We start from the raw sequence: 15,096 nt of genomic DNA, 5'->3' as shown, positions 1-15,096 counted from the left end.
GCCGGCCCTCCACAACGGACAAACGATCATGCCGCCTGTCGTCCGCCTCCTTGCGAAGCGGCTGGGGACCTCGCTCATCGTTCTGGTGGGGGTCTCGATGCTGATCTTCGCCATTGCTCGGATCATTCCCGGCGACCCCGCGCGCATCGCGCTCGGGCCGAACGCGACGGCCGAGCAACTCGCGATGCTGCGCGAGCGGTTGCATCTCGACGACTCCATCGTCGTCCAGTACGCGTATTTTATCCGGGACATGCTGCAGGGAGATCTCGGCATCTCCCTCTACACGAACCGTCCGGTGACCGCCGACATCGCGCAGTTCCTGCCAGCCACGCTGGAGCTGATTGTCGTGGCCGGACTGATGATAGTGCTGGTCGGCCTGCCACTCGGGATCATCTCGGCGCGCTACCGGGGGTCGTGGGCCGACAATCTCATCCGCCTAGTGACGCTGCTCGGCGTGTCCGCGCCAAGCTTCGTGTGGGCGGTCATCCTCATGCTACTCTTCGCTTTCTTCCTGCCGATCTTCCCGATCGCGGGCCGCATCACCGACAGCTACACGATCGATCCGGTCACCGGATTCCTGTTCATCGATACACTGCTGGCGGGCAATGTCGCCGCTTTCGGCGATGCCGCATGGCACATCATACTGCCGGCCTTCGCGCTGGCGCTCTCGGGGATTGGGCAGGCGGCCCGTCTGACACGCTCCAACATGGTGGAGACCTACGACAAGCCGTACATCGAGATGGCGCAGTCCTACGGATTCCCGGAATCGAAGATCGCGCGCCGCTTCGCTTTCCGCCCATCGCTCATCCCGTCGCTCACCATCATCGGTCTGGATTTCGCGGCGATGCTCGGCAACGCGTTCCTCGTCGAGGCGGTGTTCGCCTGGCCGGGCTTGTCTCGCTACGGCGTCGCCGTCATCCTCAGGAAGGACCTGAACGCCATCGTCGGCACAGTGCTGATCATCTCGGCCATGTTCCTCATCGTGAACATCGTCGTCGACCTTCTGATCGCCTTCATCAATCCGCGCATCCGTCTGTCGCAGAGGGCGGCATGAAGCGGACGCTCTTCATCCTGCTGCGCAATCCGCTGTCGGTGATCGGCCTGATCCTGGTCGGAACCGTCGTCCTATCGGCCATCTTCGCCGATTTCATCGCGCCGTTTCCCAGCCACAGCGGAGCCGTCGTCGACTTCGCCAACTTCAACAAGGCGCCGGAATGGCCTTACATCTTCGGAACCGATCTCGTCGGCCGGGATCTCTTCTCGCGCATCCTCTACGCCTACCGCATCTCGCTGCTTCTCGGCGTGGTGGTGCTGGCAATCGCGGTTCCGGTGGGTGTCACGATCGGCCTCGTCGCGGGTTACATCGGTGGCTGGACCGAATACGTGCTGATGCGAGTGACGGACGTTTTCCTGTCCATCCCGCCGCTGGTTCTTGCGCTCTCGATGATGGGGTTGCTGGAACCGACGTTGACGAACGGCATGCTGGCGGTCACGGTGATGTGGTGGCCCTGGTACACGCGGCTCGTCTACAATCTCACCCGCTCGGAGAAGGAAGAAGGCTACGTGCTCGCGGCGGAGGTGATCGGCGCTTCGAAAGCGCATGTCATCTTCCGTGAGATCCTGCCGAACTGCGTGCCGTCGATCGTCACCAAGATGACGCTCGACCTCGGCTTCGTCATTCTCATCGCCTCCTCGCTCTCATTCCTCGGGCTCGGCGTGCAGCCGCCCACCCCGGACTTGGGCTCCATGGTGGCCGACGGCGCAAAGTACCTGCCCGATTCCTGGTGGCTGACGGTGTTTCCGGGACTCGCCATCCTCGTGGCGGTCTTTGGCTTCAACCTGCTTGGCGATGCATTGCGGGACGTGCTGGGAGCCGAGCAATGACCGCGCCGTCGCTTCTGATCCGCGACCTGCACCTTGCCTTCCGCGGTTGGGCCGGGCAGGTCGACGTGCTGCACGGGATTTCCCTCCATATCAACAAGGGCGAGCGGGTAGCGCTCGTGGGCGAATCCGGATCGGGCAAGTCGGTCACCGCGCGCATCGTTCTGGGCCTGCTGCAGCAGACTCGCAGTGCCCGGGTCTCCGGGCTCGTCGCATTCGAGGGCCGCGATCTCGCCAGGATGACGGAGGCGGAGCGGCGTCGCCTGCGCGGCAACCGCATGTCGATGATCTTTCAGGACCCGATGTCCTCTCTCAACCCGGTTTATCGCATCGGCGAACAGTTCCACGAGGTCCTCGAGCGGGCGGAGCCCGGCATCGGTCCCGTCGCCGCACGCGACAAGGCCGCCGCCGCGCTCGCGGACGTCGCTATCCCCGATCCGGAACGCGCGCTCGATTCCTATGCATTCCAGCTTTCGGGCGGGATGAACCAGCGCGTCATGATCGCGATGGCGCTGGCCAACGAGCCCTCGCTGCTGATCGCCGACGAGCCGGGTACCGCACTCGACGTCACCGTGCAGGCGCAGACGCTGGAACTGATGCGCGACCTCGTCGCAAAGCACCACACCTCGGTGCTCTTCATCTCCCATAATCTGGGTGTCGTGCGGGAATTCGCGGACCGGGTCTACGTCATCTATAAGGGCCGCATCGTCGAACATGGCTGCACGGCCGATCTCTTCGCCGATCCGCGCCATCCCTACACGCGCGCTCTCCTCGCGGCGGTGCCCCGGATCACCGGTGAGGGCATTCCCGAGATCGATGATGTCTCGGAGGCCTACTTCCAGCCGCTCGTGGTCCATGAAGGCTGCGAGGAACCGGAGGTAGAGGCATGATCCATCTGCTTTCGCTGCAAGGCGTCTCGAAGGTCTTCGTGCAGGGCAGGCACGAGGTGCGTGCCCTCGACAACATTATCCTCGACGTGGCCGAGGGCGAATGCCTCGCGGTCGTGGGCGAAAGCGGCTCCGGCAAGTCGACCCTCGCGAACCTCGTCCTCGGCATTTATCCGCCCTCGACAGGGACGATCGCGTTCCGGGGAGAGGTGCTTCCCGCAAAGCGCGAGCTCGTGCATCGCCGGGCGATCCAGCTTGTCCAGCAGAACCCGCTCTCTTCGCTGAATCCGCAACGCTCGATCGGCGCGTCGCTGCGCTTGCCGCTTGATGTGCACGGCCTGGGCGAGCGAGGCCGACGCGGCGATCACGTCGGGCAGCTTCTGGAGGAAGTCGGCTTGCCGGCGGACTATGCCGGCCGCTCCCCGTCCTCCCTGTCCGGCGGAGAGCGCCAGCGCGTGGCGATCGCCCGAGCGCTGGCGTGCGAGTCCGAGCTCGTCGTACTCGACGAGCCTACATCAGCGCTTGACGTGCTGGTGCAGGCAAGGGTGCTGAAGCTCCTCAACGACCTGCGGAGCAGGCGCGGCCTCACCTACGTCTTCATCACGCATGATCTCTCGGTCGTCCGCAACATCGCCGACCGGGTCGCCGTCTTCGAGCGCGGCAGACTGGTCGAGCTCAATCCGACCGAGAAAATCTTCTCCGACCCGGACCACGCCTATACGCGCCGCCTGATCTGCGCTGTTCCGGTCGTGACGGCCGACGAAGTGCGGCTACGCGACCGTCTCATGAAGAAGGAAAATACAAGTGCCTGACTATGCCAAGTTCCTTGCGGCGGCGGGGGCCGCCACTCCGCAGCCGCAGACTGCCTTCGACAGTCTGTGCGCCCTGACGCAGGAGTTGGTCGGCGCGAAGCTGTTCACGATCATGACCAGCGACCGTGCGCAGCGCGTCAACGCGCGGGTCTATTCTAACATGCCGGACGCCTATCCGGTCTCCGGAACGAAGCCGGCCAACGAGACAGATTGGTCCCGCAGGGTGGTCGGCGAGAAGAAGACGTTCGTCGCCAACGACATTGAAGACATCAAGGCGGTTTTCGACGATTGGGAACTGATCCGTTCGCTCGGGTGCGAGAGCGTCATGAACGTGCCGATCCTCATCGACGGCGAGGTCGCCGGAACCATCAACTGCCTGCACGCGGCGGGCCACTATACGCCCAAACGGGTCGAGGCCGCCGAGGTGCTCAAGCTGCCCGGCCTCGTGTGCCTTCTTCTCCACGAACGCATGAAGAGTAGGGGAGCCTGACCATGGCCGAGACCACCATCCGCGTCGCAACAGATGTCGGCGGGACATTTACCGATCTCGTCTGCTTCGAGACCGATGCCGCGACAGGCGAGGCGCGCGTCATCACCGCCAAGTCCGACACGACGCCGCCCAATTTCGAGGAAGGCGTTCTGAATGTGCTTGCCAAGGGCGGGGTCGATCCGGCATCGATCGACTTCCTGGCGCATGGCACCACCGTCGTCATCAACGCCCTGACCGAGCGAAAGGGTGTCAAGGTCGGGCTGATCACGACCGAAGGTTTTCGCGATTCTCTTGAGATCGCGCGTGGCAACCGGCCGGACTTCTTCAACCTGCATTACGAGAAGCCTAAGCCTTTCGTGCCGCGCTACCTGCGCCGCGAGCTTCCCGAACGCACGAGCTACAAGGGCGAGGAACTGAAGCCGCTCGACCTGTCCGAGCTGCCGGCCATCCTGGAGGACTTCAAAGCCGACGGTGTCGCGGCGGTCGCGATCTCCTTCCTGCATTCCTACGCGGACCCCTCGCATGAGGAGCGCACGATGGCGGAGGTAGGGAAACTCTGGCCAGAGGTCTCCGTCGTCTCTTCGCATCAGATCACGCGCGAATGGCGCGAGTACGAGCGCACCAACACCGCTGTGCTGTCGGCTTATGTCCAGCCCATCGCCGAGCGCTACCTGTCGCGGCTCGCCAACGGGCTTAGAGCGAAAGGGCTGAAGGGCAGCCCCTACATCATGCAGTCGAACTGCGGCGTGGATTCGCTGGAATCGGTGTCGAAGATCCCGATCACGATGGTCGAGTCCGGGCCGGCCTCCGGCTTCTGGGGCGCGGCCGAACTCGGCAAGCTGATCGATGAGCCGAACGTGCTGGCGCTCGACATCGGCGGCACGACCGCGAAGTGCTCGCTGATCGAGGACGGCGAGGTTAAGATCAAGACCGACTACTGGATCGAGCGCGACCGCACCTCGGCCGGCTATCCGATCATGGTGCCGGTCGTCGACCTGGTCGAGATCGGCAATGGCGGCGGCTCCATCGCCTGGGTCGACGACTTCGGCAAGCTGCATGTCGGCCCGCAGTCGGCAGGCGCGATGCCAGGTCCCGCCGCCTACGGACGCGGCGGCAGCGATGCTACGACCACCGACGCTAATCTCTGGCTCGGCCGCATCAACCGCGACTATTTCTGCGGCGGCGAAGTGGTCGCCGACATGGCCGCTGCCGAGAAAACGCTCGCAGCGGTGGGCGAGAAGCTCGGCGTGGATACCGACGAAGCCGCGCGCGGCATCATCCGCATTGCCAACAACAACATGGTCAACGCGCTCAAGCTCGTATCGCTCAACCGCGGCCACGACCCGCGCGACTTCACGCTGGTCGCCTTCGGCGGCGGCGGCGCCATGCACGGCGTTGCACTCGGTCAGGAACTCGGGGTGAATAAGGTGGTGGTGCCGGCCGGCGCATCCGTCTTCTCGGCCTGGGGCATGATGATGTCCGACCTGCGCCGCGACTACTTCGTCACCCGGCTCGCCGATCTGAAGCCGGGTTCGGCCGTCGGCATAGAAGCGATCTTTGCGGAGACGGAGGACCGTGCGCGCCAGCAGTTTACGCAGGAAGGGGTCGCTCCCGAGAAGGTGAAGATGCTGCGCTACGGCAAGTTCCGCTACCAGAACCAGGAGCACACGACGGAGGTCCTGATCGCGGACGGCGCGGTGACCGACGAGAGACTGGCGGAAATCGAGGCCTCCTTCCACGAGACCTACGAGCGCGAATACACCTACCGGCTGGACGCGCCGGTGGAGATGGTCGGCATCCACCTCGTCGCTTCCGCGGAGGTCGGAAAGCTCGCGATGGCGAAGCGCGAACCCACCGGCACGCCGGCCGAGAGCGCGCTGAAAGGTCATCGCGACGTCGACTACGCGCTCGAAGGCGTGAAGAAGGCGGCCATCTACGACGGGACTAAGCTGGAGCCGGGCATGAGCTTCACGGGTCCCGCCATCGTCGAGGACCCCGGGACTACCGTGGTCATCCACCCGGGCAACCAGGTGGAGATCGACGGCTACGGCAACATCCACATCACTCTGGCCGGTTGAGGAGGCGGATCATGAACGACTTGTCCAACGATCCCATCACGCTCGAGATCATCCAGAACTCGCTCCAGGCGGCCGCGGACGAGATGTTCGCTGTCATGAAGAAGACGGCGATGAGTTCCATCATCTACGAAGTTCTCGACATGGGCACCGGCATCACCGACGCGAAGGGCGCGCTCGCCTCGTCGGGTGCCGGCATCCCGGCCTTCATCGGCGTGCTCGACAAGGCGGTGAAGGTGATCAACGCCAAGTTCGACAAGCCGGGCGACATCCAGCCGGGTGACGTCTTCGCCACCAACGATCCTTATTATGGCGGCGTCACGCACCTCAACGACATCGTCGTGGCGATGCCCGTCTTCGCCGGCGACACCATCATCGCCTGGACTGCCAACATCGCCCACAATTCCGACGTCGGCGGCATGGCACCGGGCTCGCTGTCCGGCGAGGCGACGGAGATCTTCCAGGAAGGCCTGCGGCTACCCGCGATCAAGATCATCGCCGGTGGCGAGCCGATCCGCTCGGTGATGGAGATCATCAAGGTCAATTCGCGCATGCCCGACGTGCTGGAAGGCGACGTCTGGGCGGCGATCGCCTCGGTGCGCATCGGTGCCAGGCGCCTGGTCGAGATCGCCGACAAATACGGCGTGGTCACCTTCCAGAAGGCCATGACTTCGTTCATGGATTTCGGTGAGCAGGTTTCCCGCACCGAACTCGCGAAGCTACCCAAGGGCACGTTCGAGCTTTCGGAAGAGCAGGATGACGGGCGCACCTTCAACGTGAAGATCACCATCTCCGACGACGCTTTCGAGGTTGACCTGCTCGACAACCCAGACCAGTCGAACAACCCGGTCAACACCAGTCGCGACGGCGTCATGGTCGCCGCCCAGATGATCTTCAAGTCCCTGACCGATCCCTATTCGCCCGCGAACGAGGGCTCTTTCCGGCCGATCCGCCTTCTCACCCGCGAAGGCTCGGTCTTCCACGCGAAGGAACCAGCGCCGATCGGCTTCTACTACGAGATCGAACTTCGGGTGTACGACCTCATGTGGCGCTGCCTTGCCGCTCACATGCCCGAGCGGCTGGCGTCGGGCCACTTCGCGAGCGTCTGCGGCACCTTCATCGGCGGCATCCATCCCGACACGGGCAGGCAGTACACCATCATCGAGCCGCAACTCGGCGGCTGGGGTGCCAGCCGCGGCCGCGATGGCAACTCGGCGATCTTCTGCGGCTTCCATGGCGAGACCTACAACTGTCCGGCCGAGATCAACGAGGCCCGCAACGGGCTCTATGTCGACCGTATGGAGCTCAACGTCGAGCCGGGCGGCGAGGGCAGGTTCCGGGGCGGGCGCGGCATCGTCATGGACTACCGGGTCCGCGCCGACAACGGCTTCCTGACCGCGGGATATACGCGCTCGAAATTTCCGCCCTGGGCGCTGGACGGCGGCATGGAGGGCTCGCCCAACTACGTGGAGGTCATCCGCAAGGACGGCGAACGGGAGAAGTTCTCCTTCGTCTCCGGCCTGACGACCCACACCGACGACGTCATCCGCGTCGTGACCGGCAATGGCGGCGGCATCGGCGACCCGAAGGAGCGTGATCCGAAGGCTGTCGCCGAGGATGTCCGCAACGGGCTGATCACGCCGGAGCGCGCCCGCGAGGTCTACGGCCACGGCGGGTGAGCATCGGGGGCCGCCCGTTGGGCCGGTGGGGAAAGATATGGTGAAAGGACCACTGCGATGAACGAGAAGCCGTTGAAGATCATGTACTTCAGTCCGGTCGCTAGCGACCACGCGCATGACGAGATCTTCGCCGACATGGCGCGCGACAACAAGCTGCCGGGCACGGAGGTCCACGTCACCTCCCTTCCCACATCCGAAGGAAACTTCTCGCACATCGAGTTCCGCTCCTACGAGGCGATGGCGACGCGCGGCATCATCCGGGCGGCCCGCCAGGCCGCGCGGGAAGGCTTCGACGCCTTTGCGATCGGCTGCTTCTACGATACGGCCCTGCACGACGCGCGCGAGGTGTCGGGTGAAATGATCGTAACGGCGCCGTGCCAGTCCTCCTGCGAGATCGCGGCCACGCTCGCCAACCGCTTCGGCGTCATCGTGGGGCGGCGCAAATGGGTGCACCAGATGGGTGCGACAGTGCGTGAGCACGGGCATGAGCATCGGCTGTCCGGCTTCTACCACGTCGAACTCGGCGTCACCGAATTCCAGCAGGATCATGCCGAAACGGAACGGCGGCTGGTCGAGGCCGGCCGCAAGGCGGTCGAGGAGGATTTCGCCGAAGCGCTCATCCTCGGCTGCACCATGGAAGTCGGCTTCAACCGCAAACTGGGGCGTCAACTCGGCGTGCCCGTCATTGACCCGTCGATCGCGGCGCTGAAGCGTGCCGAATATGCTGCGATCCTGAAACGCCAGTGCGGTCTGGTGCCGAGCCGGAAATGGTCCTGCGAGGCGCCGCCCGAAGACGAGATCGCCTCGATCGGCGGCTTCGACGAGGGCGAGGCTTTCGGTTCGCGCATGGTGGTGGCTGCGAGCGGAGAAAGCACCATCCGCAACGCCGCCTGACGAACACGGTCGCCCGCCTGGAGCTCGCGCGGGCGATTTCGCGGCGGACGGTAAGGATTGTCCGTCCCCGCGACCGCGCACGACGGCAAGTGGACCAGGAGGCCGGCGTCATGCCGTCCCCGACAGAACCTGAACGAGGACCACGATGAACCATCCCGCCACCGAACGCCTTGCCCGCCTGCGCCAGTCCATGGCGTCCGAAGGGGCCGACCTCCTCGCAATCGCGCCCGGCTCGCACATGGAATGGCTGCTCGGCTTCCACCCGCATCCCGACGAACGTCCGTGCCTGCTGCTGGTCGGCACGGAGCGCGAAGCCTTCCTGATTCCGGTGCTCAATGCCGAGGGCACGCGCGAATCGACGGCAATCGCCTTCCACACATGGAGCGACGACCAGGGACCGGTTGCGGCGCTCGCGACGGCGCTCGACGATATAGGTGCGAGCGATGCGAAGAACGTGGTGCTCGACGAGACAATGCGCGCCGACTTCGCGCTCCTGCTGCTCGATGCGCTTCCCAACGCCGGCCACGCCTTCACCGAAAGCACGCTCGGCCGGCTGCGCATGCGCAAGAGCGAGAGCGAGTACCAAAAGATCAGGATGAACGCTGGGATCGCCGACCGCGCCATGCAGAAGGCCTTCGCCTCGATCCGACCCGGCATGACGGAGAAGGAACTGGCGCAGATCATCCGCGACCAGTTCGCGGCCGAGGGCGCCTCGCCGGCCTTCTGGATCGTCGGGGGCGGCCCCAACGGCGCGTTCCCGCACCACCAGACCGGCGGTCGCAAGCTGAAGGAAGGCGACGCTATCGTCATCGACATCGGTGGCCGCAAGGACGGATTCCCGAGCGACATCACGCGGATGGCCGTCGTGGGCGAGCCGCCGGAGGGCTACGGGCAAGTGCATTCCATCGTGGAAAAGGCCGTGCAGGCGGCATTGAAGGCCGCGCGTCCTGGCGTGATGGCGAAGGCGGTCGACGCGGCGGCGCGCAAGGTGATCGCGGACGCAGGTTATGGCGAGTATTTCGTGCACCGCACCGGCCACGGACTGGGGATCGACGGTCACGAGCCGCCCTACCTCACCGCCACCTCCGAAACGCTGCTGGAGGAGGGCATGGTCTTCTCCATCGAGCCCGGCATCTACATCCCCGGCCGCTTCGGCATCCGGCTGGAAGAGATCGTCATCCTGCGCGGGGACGGTCCGGAGATCTTCTCCGGCCTGCCGCGCGACCTGTTCGTTGCGAAGGCGTAGCCATGTCCAGGCAGGAATCCATCTTTGCGCCTAAGGTCGGGAGTGCCATGTGATGGAGCTTGGGGAGCCGAATGCGGACCGGATCGACCCGATTACCGTCTCCGTCATCCAATCGAGCCTGATCGCGGCGGCCGACGAGATGTTCGCCGTGCTCAACAAGACGGCGATGAGCCCGATCATCTACGAAGTGCTCGACGTCGGCACGGGCATCACCGATGCGCAGGGCGAACTGGTCTCTTCGGGGGCGGGTATCCCGACCTTCGTCGGCGTGCTCGACAAGGCGGTGAAGCGCATCATCGAGCTGAACGGCCTCGACACGATCCGCGAAGGAGACTGCTTCGTCACCAACGATCCGTACTACGGCGGCGTGACGCATCTTAACGACGTCGTCATCGCGCTGCCGGTCTTCGCCGGCGGAGAGCTCGTCGCCTGGGCCGCGTCGATCGCACACTGGAACGACATCGGCGGTAAGACGCCTGGCTCGATGGCTGTCGACGTGACCGAGATCTTCCAGGAAGGGCTGCGCTTGCCCGCGGTCAGGCTCTTCGACAAAGGCACGCCGCTCCGGTCCGTCTTCGACATCATCATGGCCAACTCCCGCCTTCCGGACTTCGTGCTGGGAGATCTCTGGGCTCAGGTGGCTGCAAGCCGCAAGGCCGAGTCCCGCATCAGGGAGCTGGTTTACGGCTATGGCGCGGAAGCCTACCGGTCGGCGCTGGCAGACCTTTTCGCTGAGGGAGAACGTCGCGGTCTCGCCGGTCTCGCCGAGCTTCCCGAGGGGACCTACGAAATCGACGAGACGCAAGACGACGGCGCGCTCTGGCATGCTGCGATCACCGTCGCGAAAGATCGCTTCACGGTCGATCTCCGGGACAATCCCAAGCAGCGCGAAGCCCCATACAACACCAGCCGAGACGGTGCGGTGATCTCCGCGCAGATGATCTTCAAGGCGCTGACCGACCCCACGCTGTTCGCCAATGCCGGCTCCTTCCGCGCCTTGGAGGTCATCACGGAGCCCGGCACGATCTTCCACGCGACCGGCACAGCGCCGCACGGTTACTATTTCGAGACCCGCATCCGGCTGGCCGACATGCTCTGGCAGTGCATGGCGCGAGCCCTGCCGGAACGGCTGCCGGCGGGTTCGTTTGCCTCGATATGCGGCACCGTGATCGCGGGCGACCACCCCGATACGGGGCGCCGCTTCACCATGGTAGAGCCGCAGATGGGCGGTTGGGGCGCGACTGCGACCCGGGGCGGCCTCGACGCAATGTACTCGACCAATCATGGCGAAACTTTCAACTGCCCGGTCGAGATCTGCGAGGCGCGATACGGTCTCGACGTCGGCTTCAAGCGCCTGAACGAAAGCAGTGAGGGCGCCGGCCTGCATTCGGGAGGGAAGGGGCTGCAGACGAGCTACCGCCTGCGCGCACCAGCCATCTTGTCGGCGGGCTACAGTCGCGCCCGGCAGCCGGTCTGGGGAGCGAACGGTGGCGACAACGGCGGCCTGAATGGACTGACGGTTGCGAGAACCAATGGGGTCTTCGAACGGCTGACGTTCGCGAGCGGCGTGGCTCTGAAGCCGGGGGACGAGATCGTGATCGAGACGGCTAACGGTGGCGGCTGGGGAGCAACCTCTTCTTCGCAATCGTAGAGAGGAGTCAGCTCTCGCTCGCCGTTTTCGCCCGGTCGCACGATCGGCGCCGCATAATCGGGGAAGACGTTGCCCGGCTGAAGGATGCCGGCGTGGTTGATCATCGCCCGGGTAAACTCGAGGATCGTCTGGGGGCTTTTGCTGACGTTGTAGAGGTTGCACATGCTAGGCCGCAATATTCCCCTATGGTCTCGTCAGTCCGGATTGCACGACATGTAGAATGCACCTCTTGGCGCGGTGAGGTAAACATTTCCGTTCTTCGCGTAGGAAGGATGGTCGGCAAATGGCCCGGAGATGTACGTGATCCTGCCACCTGCGTCGATCGTGTAGCTGCCAGGAGCGCCGTTTCGATCTGAATACGTATCCTCGCTGAGGATCACGATATCCGTGAAGGTGTATCCTCCAGTAGAGTAGCACTTGTACGTGCCAGCAGGAATGCTGGTCATTGCCGGCAGTGGATTGGGATCGACGCCGCCAGGCGATTTCAGCATGAAGGCCGACCACACCTGTTCTCCCATCACGCCGTCATCTTGCCGAACGGTACACGCCGAACCGTTTACTGCTATTACAGTCCCCAGTATGTCGCCGGGCGCGATGACTTTTTGCCCGACAGTACACTGGTCCAATGCGATCGCGTGTACAGGCATGAAAATCAAAAGTGATGCCACGAATGCTAGCATTTTCAGTCGCTTGTTCATCTCCAAACCCCCCATCAGAAGATGACATATTCAAAGCACAAAAGGCTTCCGCGCGGAAGTGAGGGGAAGCGATTGCCGAACATGGCAGCTGGGGTTGAACGGGAACACTCAGCCCAGCGCTGCGTTCAATTTACCGATCATGTGAGTACCGCGTATGCCCGGCCAATTCTCTCCGCCCGTCCGCCTAGCGCTCAGTCGCGCCGGCAATGTAGCGCACGCCGTGACGTCCCCGGAAAAGGCAGCGGAAATCCTGCTCACGGACTGGCCGACCAACTGGACGCCAAAACACCTGGCCGCGCGCAAGGCCGTCCTGAAAGCGATGGAAAGCGCCTACACGGCCGCATCGATTGCACGCGCCCGCAAAGCATTCGCGGAAGCGGCCGACGAAGCCGGCATCCTGCTATCGGAGCCGCCGAAGTCAGTCACCCGGGAAGGCTTCAAGTCACCCGACTTGAGCCGGCGGGAGGGGAAGATGAAGCGGGATGGGTGAGCTCGCAGGCACAACCTACGATTCCACAAGTATCCCTGCTTCACGTGCTGCATTCTCGAAAGCGCGGCGCGCCACGATCGGGGCGATGTGCTGCTGCATCGCGCTGAGACAAGCTCGACGAGCTATATCATATTTCGGCCCGCGCTCTTCCAACCAGTGGATGGAGAGGATGTCCGCGGCTTCCCTCGCGCTCATAACGATCTGAACGCTACCCCCCGTCTCAATTCTCACCGGAACATCAAACCAGCCGTTATTCATGCGAACTCGAACTGCCAATTGGTCTGAAGCCGAGTCTGTCCTTCTCAGCGCCGTACCTGGTGCTCCCCCGGTGACTATCTGATGCATGCGGGAGAACTGCAACCACTCGTCTGTTGCGCTGATGGGATAATGTTCCTATTTCGTTCTTATGCCTCGCAAACACAGACCCGACACCTTTTCCGCCGAAAACGCCCGAACTGTGAGCGTGAATTTCAAGGTGAAGTGCAACACCGTTGACGGATGAAGTATCCGTCTGTCGCCCAACAGAAAACGGTGCTGCCATGTCCTCCTACGAGAAGCGTCATGCCGAATGGATCGAGGCCAAGGCTCGTCGGGTCGAGGACGAGGAGCGCCACACCTATCTACTGAACGTGCCTGAGAACCTCGCCCAGCTCGAAGCAGCCTATCAAGCTGCCAAGATCTACGAGGACCGGCTCGGTGCCTACGAGAAGGCGCTCGGGATCTACCGGACCAAGAAGGACGAGGTCGACCGGCGCCGGGAGGAGGAGCAGGGCTACAGGAAGGGCAAGGAAGCTCTCACCATCCTGCGCAAGCTGGTGAAACAGCATCTCATCCCGTCGCTGAACAAGGTGGCGTCTCACTACATCACCGAGATGACCGGTGGGCAGCGCAACCTTATCGAAGTGGATGAGGAGTTCGACATTCAGGTTGACGGCCAGCCAATCAGCACACTGTCGGGCTCCGGAAAGGCCGTTGCGAACCTCTCGCTGCGTCTTGGACTGGGGCAGGTTCTGACCAACAATCAGTTCTCTGTCTTCCTCGGAGACGAGATCGACGCATCAATGGACGTTGATCGGGCGGATAATACTGCGAAGACCCTAGAGAGCTTGGCAGAGCGTGTCTCGCAAATCCTCCTCGTCACCCACAAGTACCCTCAAGCCGACTACTACTTCGAGCTTGAGGAACTATGCGCGTAGAGTTTAATCAGCACTCACCCTCATTTCAGAAAAACTCTACCGAGTCGAACTGCGTAGGGACGAGAGAGCTCACTGCGCTTGAACGCTTCGACGAACTTCGGACGGAAGAGCAAGTTTGTACCCGCTTCAAGCATCTAGTCAGCGCCTACGAGCTGCGTGCCGCTAGGCGCGCTGGCGAAATCACATTCGTGCAGGGAAAGCGCGGGATTGTCCTCTACCACCCGCTGCATCTGGCCACCTATCTCCAATACAAGGAAGTACCATGTCGAAGCGACTCTTCGAATACCAAGGATATTAGATTCGAGGCCTCGGGAATTCGCCCAAACTCTATGCATGCTGGTACGACAAACAGCGAGGACGCGAGGCTCGCAGATCACTTGGAACGGAAATACTCGAAGAAGCGACGGAAAAGCTAATCGCACTTGCCGGCTCAGCGGCCGGCGGCGACACACGTGGCCCGGATCGAGTGATGATCCTCACAGCGCTCGATCACTACTATGAGAATGAGGTGAAGGAAAAACCTTCCGCTTCGCCGGCAGCACGGGCAATCGAGCTTGGTATTCAGTTTCTTCAGGAGAGATTGTTGCCGACTGCATCTGTCGCCGAGTTTGGCCCCCTGAGGCAAAAGGAATTTATGAACTGGTCGAGAGCACGCTTCGACCATACTCCCTCGACGATCGCCCGAAATCTTTCAGTGTTCTCGGCAGCGTTTAGGTTCGGTCGGAAGCTGGTGGACGTCAAAGACGGGTTTGGCAAAGAGTTTGAAGTCCAGCTCCTCAGCGGGGCGCCGGACGTGGTGACCCAGGCGAACGCGGTCGCCAAGGCTCTCAATCTTCCCGAACCCAAACCTCGTGAATGGACGCCAACCTTTGAGGAGTTTGGCCGCCTTATCGATGGGTTGGTTCCGAGGCAGGAGAACCTCTTTCGTTTCGTCATGATCGCGTTGAACACATTGGCGCGACCCGAAGCTATGAACCGCGCCGGGTTTGCCGGAGGCCGTTTTGTTTGAGTCACGCCGCCATGGCCGGCTCTTCGAGCATGGCGTAGTATCGTGCCTCGGCTTCGGCCGGCGGGATGTTGCCGATGGGCTCCAGCAG

General features: G+C 63.1%; 15 protein-coding genes. 13 read left to right on the top strand and 2 right to left on the bottom strand.

What is annotated here, in order from left to right; translation table 11 throughout:
• The first annotated feature begins 28 nt into the window (after positions 1-28).
• The 10 genes from ABGN05_RS27405 (at position 29) to ABGN05_RS27360 (ending at position 11,615) form a co-directional block, all read left to right on the top strand.
• Entirely contained in the window at positions 29-1,054 is a 1,026-nt protein-coding gene (locus tag ABGN05_RS27405) for an ABC transporter permease (protein WP_367957214.1), read from the top strand.
• Positions 1,051-1,884, top strand: a complete 834-nt coding sequence (locus ABGN05_RS27400; RefSeq protein ID WP_367957213.1) for an ABC transporter permease — start codon at positions 1,051-1,053, stop codon at positions 1,882-1,884. Before ABGN05_RS27405 ends, ABGN05_RS27400 begins: the two co-directional genes overlap by 4 nt.
• A complete protein-coding gene (locus ABGN05_RS27395; RefSeq protein ID WP_367957212.1) occupies positions 1,881-2,771 on the top strand; it encodes an ATP-binding cassette domain-containing protein in 891 nt (296 codons plus the stop codon). The genes ABGN05_RS27400 and ABGN05_RS27395 overlap by 4 nt, the downstream gene beginning before the upstream one ends.
• On the top strand, positions 2,768-3,580 hold the full coding sequence (locus tag ABGN05_RS27390) for an ABC transporter ATP-binding protein (RefSeq protein WP_367957211.1): 813 nt from the start codon (positions 2,768-2,770) through the stop codon (positions 3,578-3,580). The genes ABGN05_RS27395 and ABGN05_RS27390 overlap by 4 nt, the downstream gene beginning before the upstream one ends.
• Positions 3,573-4,070 carry a GAF domain-containing protein gene (locus ABGN05_RS27385; protein WP_367957210.1) on the top strand — a complete coding sequence of 166 codons (498 nt, stop codon included), beginning with the start codon at positions 3,573-3,575 and terminating at the stop codon, positions 4,068-4,070. The genes ABGN05_RS27390 and ABGN05_RS27385 overlap by 8 nt, the downstream gene beginning before the upstream one ends.
• 2 nt (positions 4,071-4,072) lie before the next feature.
• On the top strand, positions 4,073-6,148 hold the full coding sequence (locus ABGN05_RS27380) for a hydantoinase/oxoprolinase family protein (protein WP_367957209.1): 2,076 nt from the start codon (positions 4,073-4,075) through the stop codon (positions 6,146-6,148).
• A gap of 11 nt (positions 6,149-6,159) precedes the next feature.
• Entirely contained in the window at positions 6,160-7,824 is a 1,665-nt protein-coding gene (locus tag ABGN05_RS27375) for a hydantoinase B/oxoprolinase family protein (protein ID WP_367957208.1), read from the top strand.
• A 57-nt stretch (positions 7,825-7,881) separates the two neighbouring features.
• On the top strand, positions 7,882-8,718 hold the full coding sequence (locus tag ABGN05_RS27370) for an aspartate/glutamate racemase family protein (RefSeq protein WP_367957207.1): 837 nt from the start codon (positions 7,882-7,884) through the stop codon (positions 8,716-8,718).
• A 145-nt stretch (positions 8,719-8,863) separates the two neighbouring features.
• Complete coding sequence (locus ABGN05_RS27365; protein ID WP_367957206.1) at positions 8,864-9,964, top strand: M24 family metallopeptidase; 1,101 nt, start codon at positions 8,864-8,866, stop codon at positions 9,962-9,964.
• A gap of 52 nt (positions 9,965-10,016) precedes the next feature.
• Complete coding sequence (locus tag ABGN05_RS27360; RefSeq protein ID WP_367957365.1) at positions 10,017-11,615, top strand: hydantoinase B/oxoprolinase family protein; 1,599 nt, start codon at positions 10,017-10,019, stop codon at positions 11,613-11,615.
• A gap of 194 nt (positions 11,616-11,809) precedes the next feature.
• On the opposite strand, the gene ABGN05_RS27355 is transcribed toward ABGN05_RS27360, so the two are convergent.
• On the bottom strand, positions 11,810-12,313 hold the full coding sequence (locus ABGN05_RS27355; RefSeq protein ID WP_367957205.1) for a hypothetical protein: 504 nt from the start codon (positions 12,311-12,313) through the stop codon (positions 11,810-11,812).
• A gap of 154 nt (positions 12,314-12,467) precedes the next feature.
• On the opposite strand from ABGN05_RS27355, the gene ABGN05_RS27350 reads away from it, so the two are divergent.
• Entirely contained in the window at positions 12,468-12,803 is a 336-nt protein-coding gene (locus ABGN05_RS27350; RefSeq protein ID WP_367957204.1) for a DUF982 domain-containing protein, read from the top strand.
• Positions 12,804-12,818: 15 nt separating this feature from the next.
• On the opposite strand, the gene ABGN05_RS27345 is transcribed toward ABGN05_RS27350, so the two are convergent.
• Entirely contained in the window at positions 12,819-13,061 is a 243-nt protein-coding gene (locus tag ABGN05_RS27345; protein ID WP_367957203.1) for a DUF982 domain-containing protein, read from the bottom strand.
• A gap of 281 nt (positions 13,062-13,342) precedes the next feature.
• Here ABGN05_RS27345 and ABGN05_RS27340 point away from each other — a divergent pair, with 281 nt between their 5' ends.
• Both ABGN05_RS27340 and ABGN05_RS27335 read left to right on the top strand, forming a co-directional pair.
• On the top strand, positions 13,343-13,999 hold the full coding sequence (locus tag ABGN05_RS27340; RefSeq protein ID WP_367957202.1) for an AAA family ATPase: 657 nt from the start codon (positions 13,343-13,345) through the stop codon (positions 13,997-13,999).
• A 469-nt stretch (positions 14,000-14,468) separates the two neighbouring features.
• The gene (locus ABGN05_RS27335) at positions 14,469-15,008 is read left to right on the top strand and encodes a hypothetical protein (protein ID WP_367957201.1); all 540 of its coding nucleotides are present in this window, start codon (positions 14,469-14,471) and stop codon (positions 15,006-15,008) included.
• The last annotated feature ends 88 nt before the right edge of the window (positions 15,009-15,096 follow it).

The organism is Aquibium pacificum, from assembly GCF_040839445.1.
Classification (GTDB): domain Bacteria; phylum Pseudomonadota; class Alphaproteobacteria; order Rhizobiales; family Rhizobiaceae; genus Aquibium; species Aquibium pacificus.
The sequence above is the reverse complement of the archived record's forward strand: the minus strand, read 5'-3'. Positions and strand labels throughout refer to the sequence as shown.

Coding starts and splice junctions, on each gene's coding strand:
- ABGN05_RS27345 (WP_367957203.1), bottom strand. CDS start 13,061: ATGAATAACGGCTGGTTTGATGTTCCGGTGAGAATTGAGACGGGGGGT.
- ABGN05_RS27400 (WP_367957213.1), top strand. CDS start 1,051: ATGAAGCGGACGCTCTTCATCCTGCTGCGCAATCCGCTGTCGGTGATC.
- ABGN05_RS27375 (WP_367957208.1), top strand. CDS start 6,160: ATGAACGACTTGTCCAACGATCCCATCACGCTCGAGATCATCCAGAAC.
- ABGN05_RS27350 (WP_367957204.1), top strand. CDS start 12,468: ATGCCCGGCCAATTCTCTCCGCCCGTCCGCCTAGCGCTCAGTCGCGCC.
- ABGN05_RS27390 (WP_367957211.1), top strand. CDS start 2,768: ATGATCCATCTGCTTTCGCTGCAAGGCGTCTCGAAGGTCTTCGTGCAG.
- ABGN05_RS27355 (WP_367957205.1), bottom strand. CDS start 12,313: ATGAACAAGCGACTGAAAATGCTAGCATTCGTGGCATCACTTTTGATT.
- ABGN05_RS27380 (WP_367957209.1), top strand. CDS start 4,073: ATGGCCGAGACCACCATCCGCGTCGCAACAGATGTCGGCGGGACATTT.
- ABGN05_RS27360 (WP_367957365.1), top strand. CDS start 10,017: ATGGAGCTTGGGGAGCCGAATGCGGACCGGATCGACCCGATTACCGTC.
- ABGN05_RS27340 (WP_367957202.1), top strand. CDS start 13,343: ATGTCCTCCTACGAGAAGCGTCATGCCGAATGGATCGAGGCCAAGGCT.
- ABGN05_RS27395 (WP_367957212.1), top strand. CDS start 1,881: ATGACCGCGCCGTCGCTTCTGATCCGCGACCTGCACCTTGCCTTCCGC.
- ABGN05_RS27405 (WP_367957214.1), top strand. CDS start 29: ATGCCGCCTGTCGTCCGCCTCCTTGCGAAGCGGCTGGGGACCTCGCTC.
- ABGN05_RS27335 (WP_367957201.1), top strand. CDS start 14,469: ATGATCCTCACAGCGCTCGATCACTACTATGAGAATGAGGTGAAGGAA.
- ABGN05_RS27370 (WP_367957207.1), top strand. CDS start 7,882: ATGAACGAGAAGCCGTTGAAGATCATGTACTTCAGTCCGGTCGCTAGC.
- ABGN05_RS27365 (WP_367957206.1), top strand. CDS start 8,864: ATGAACCATCCCGCCACCGAACGCCTTGCCCGCCTGCGCCAGTCCATG.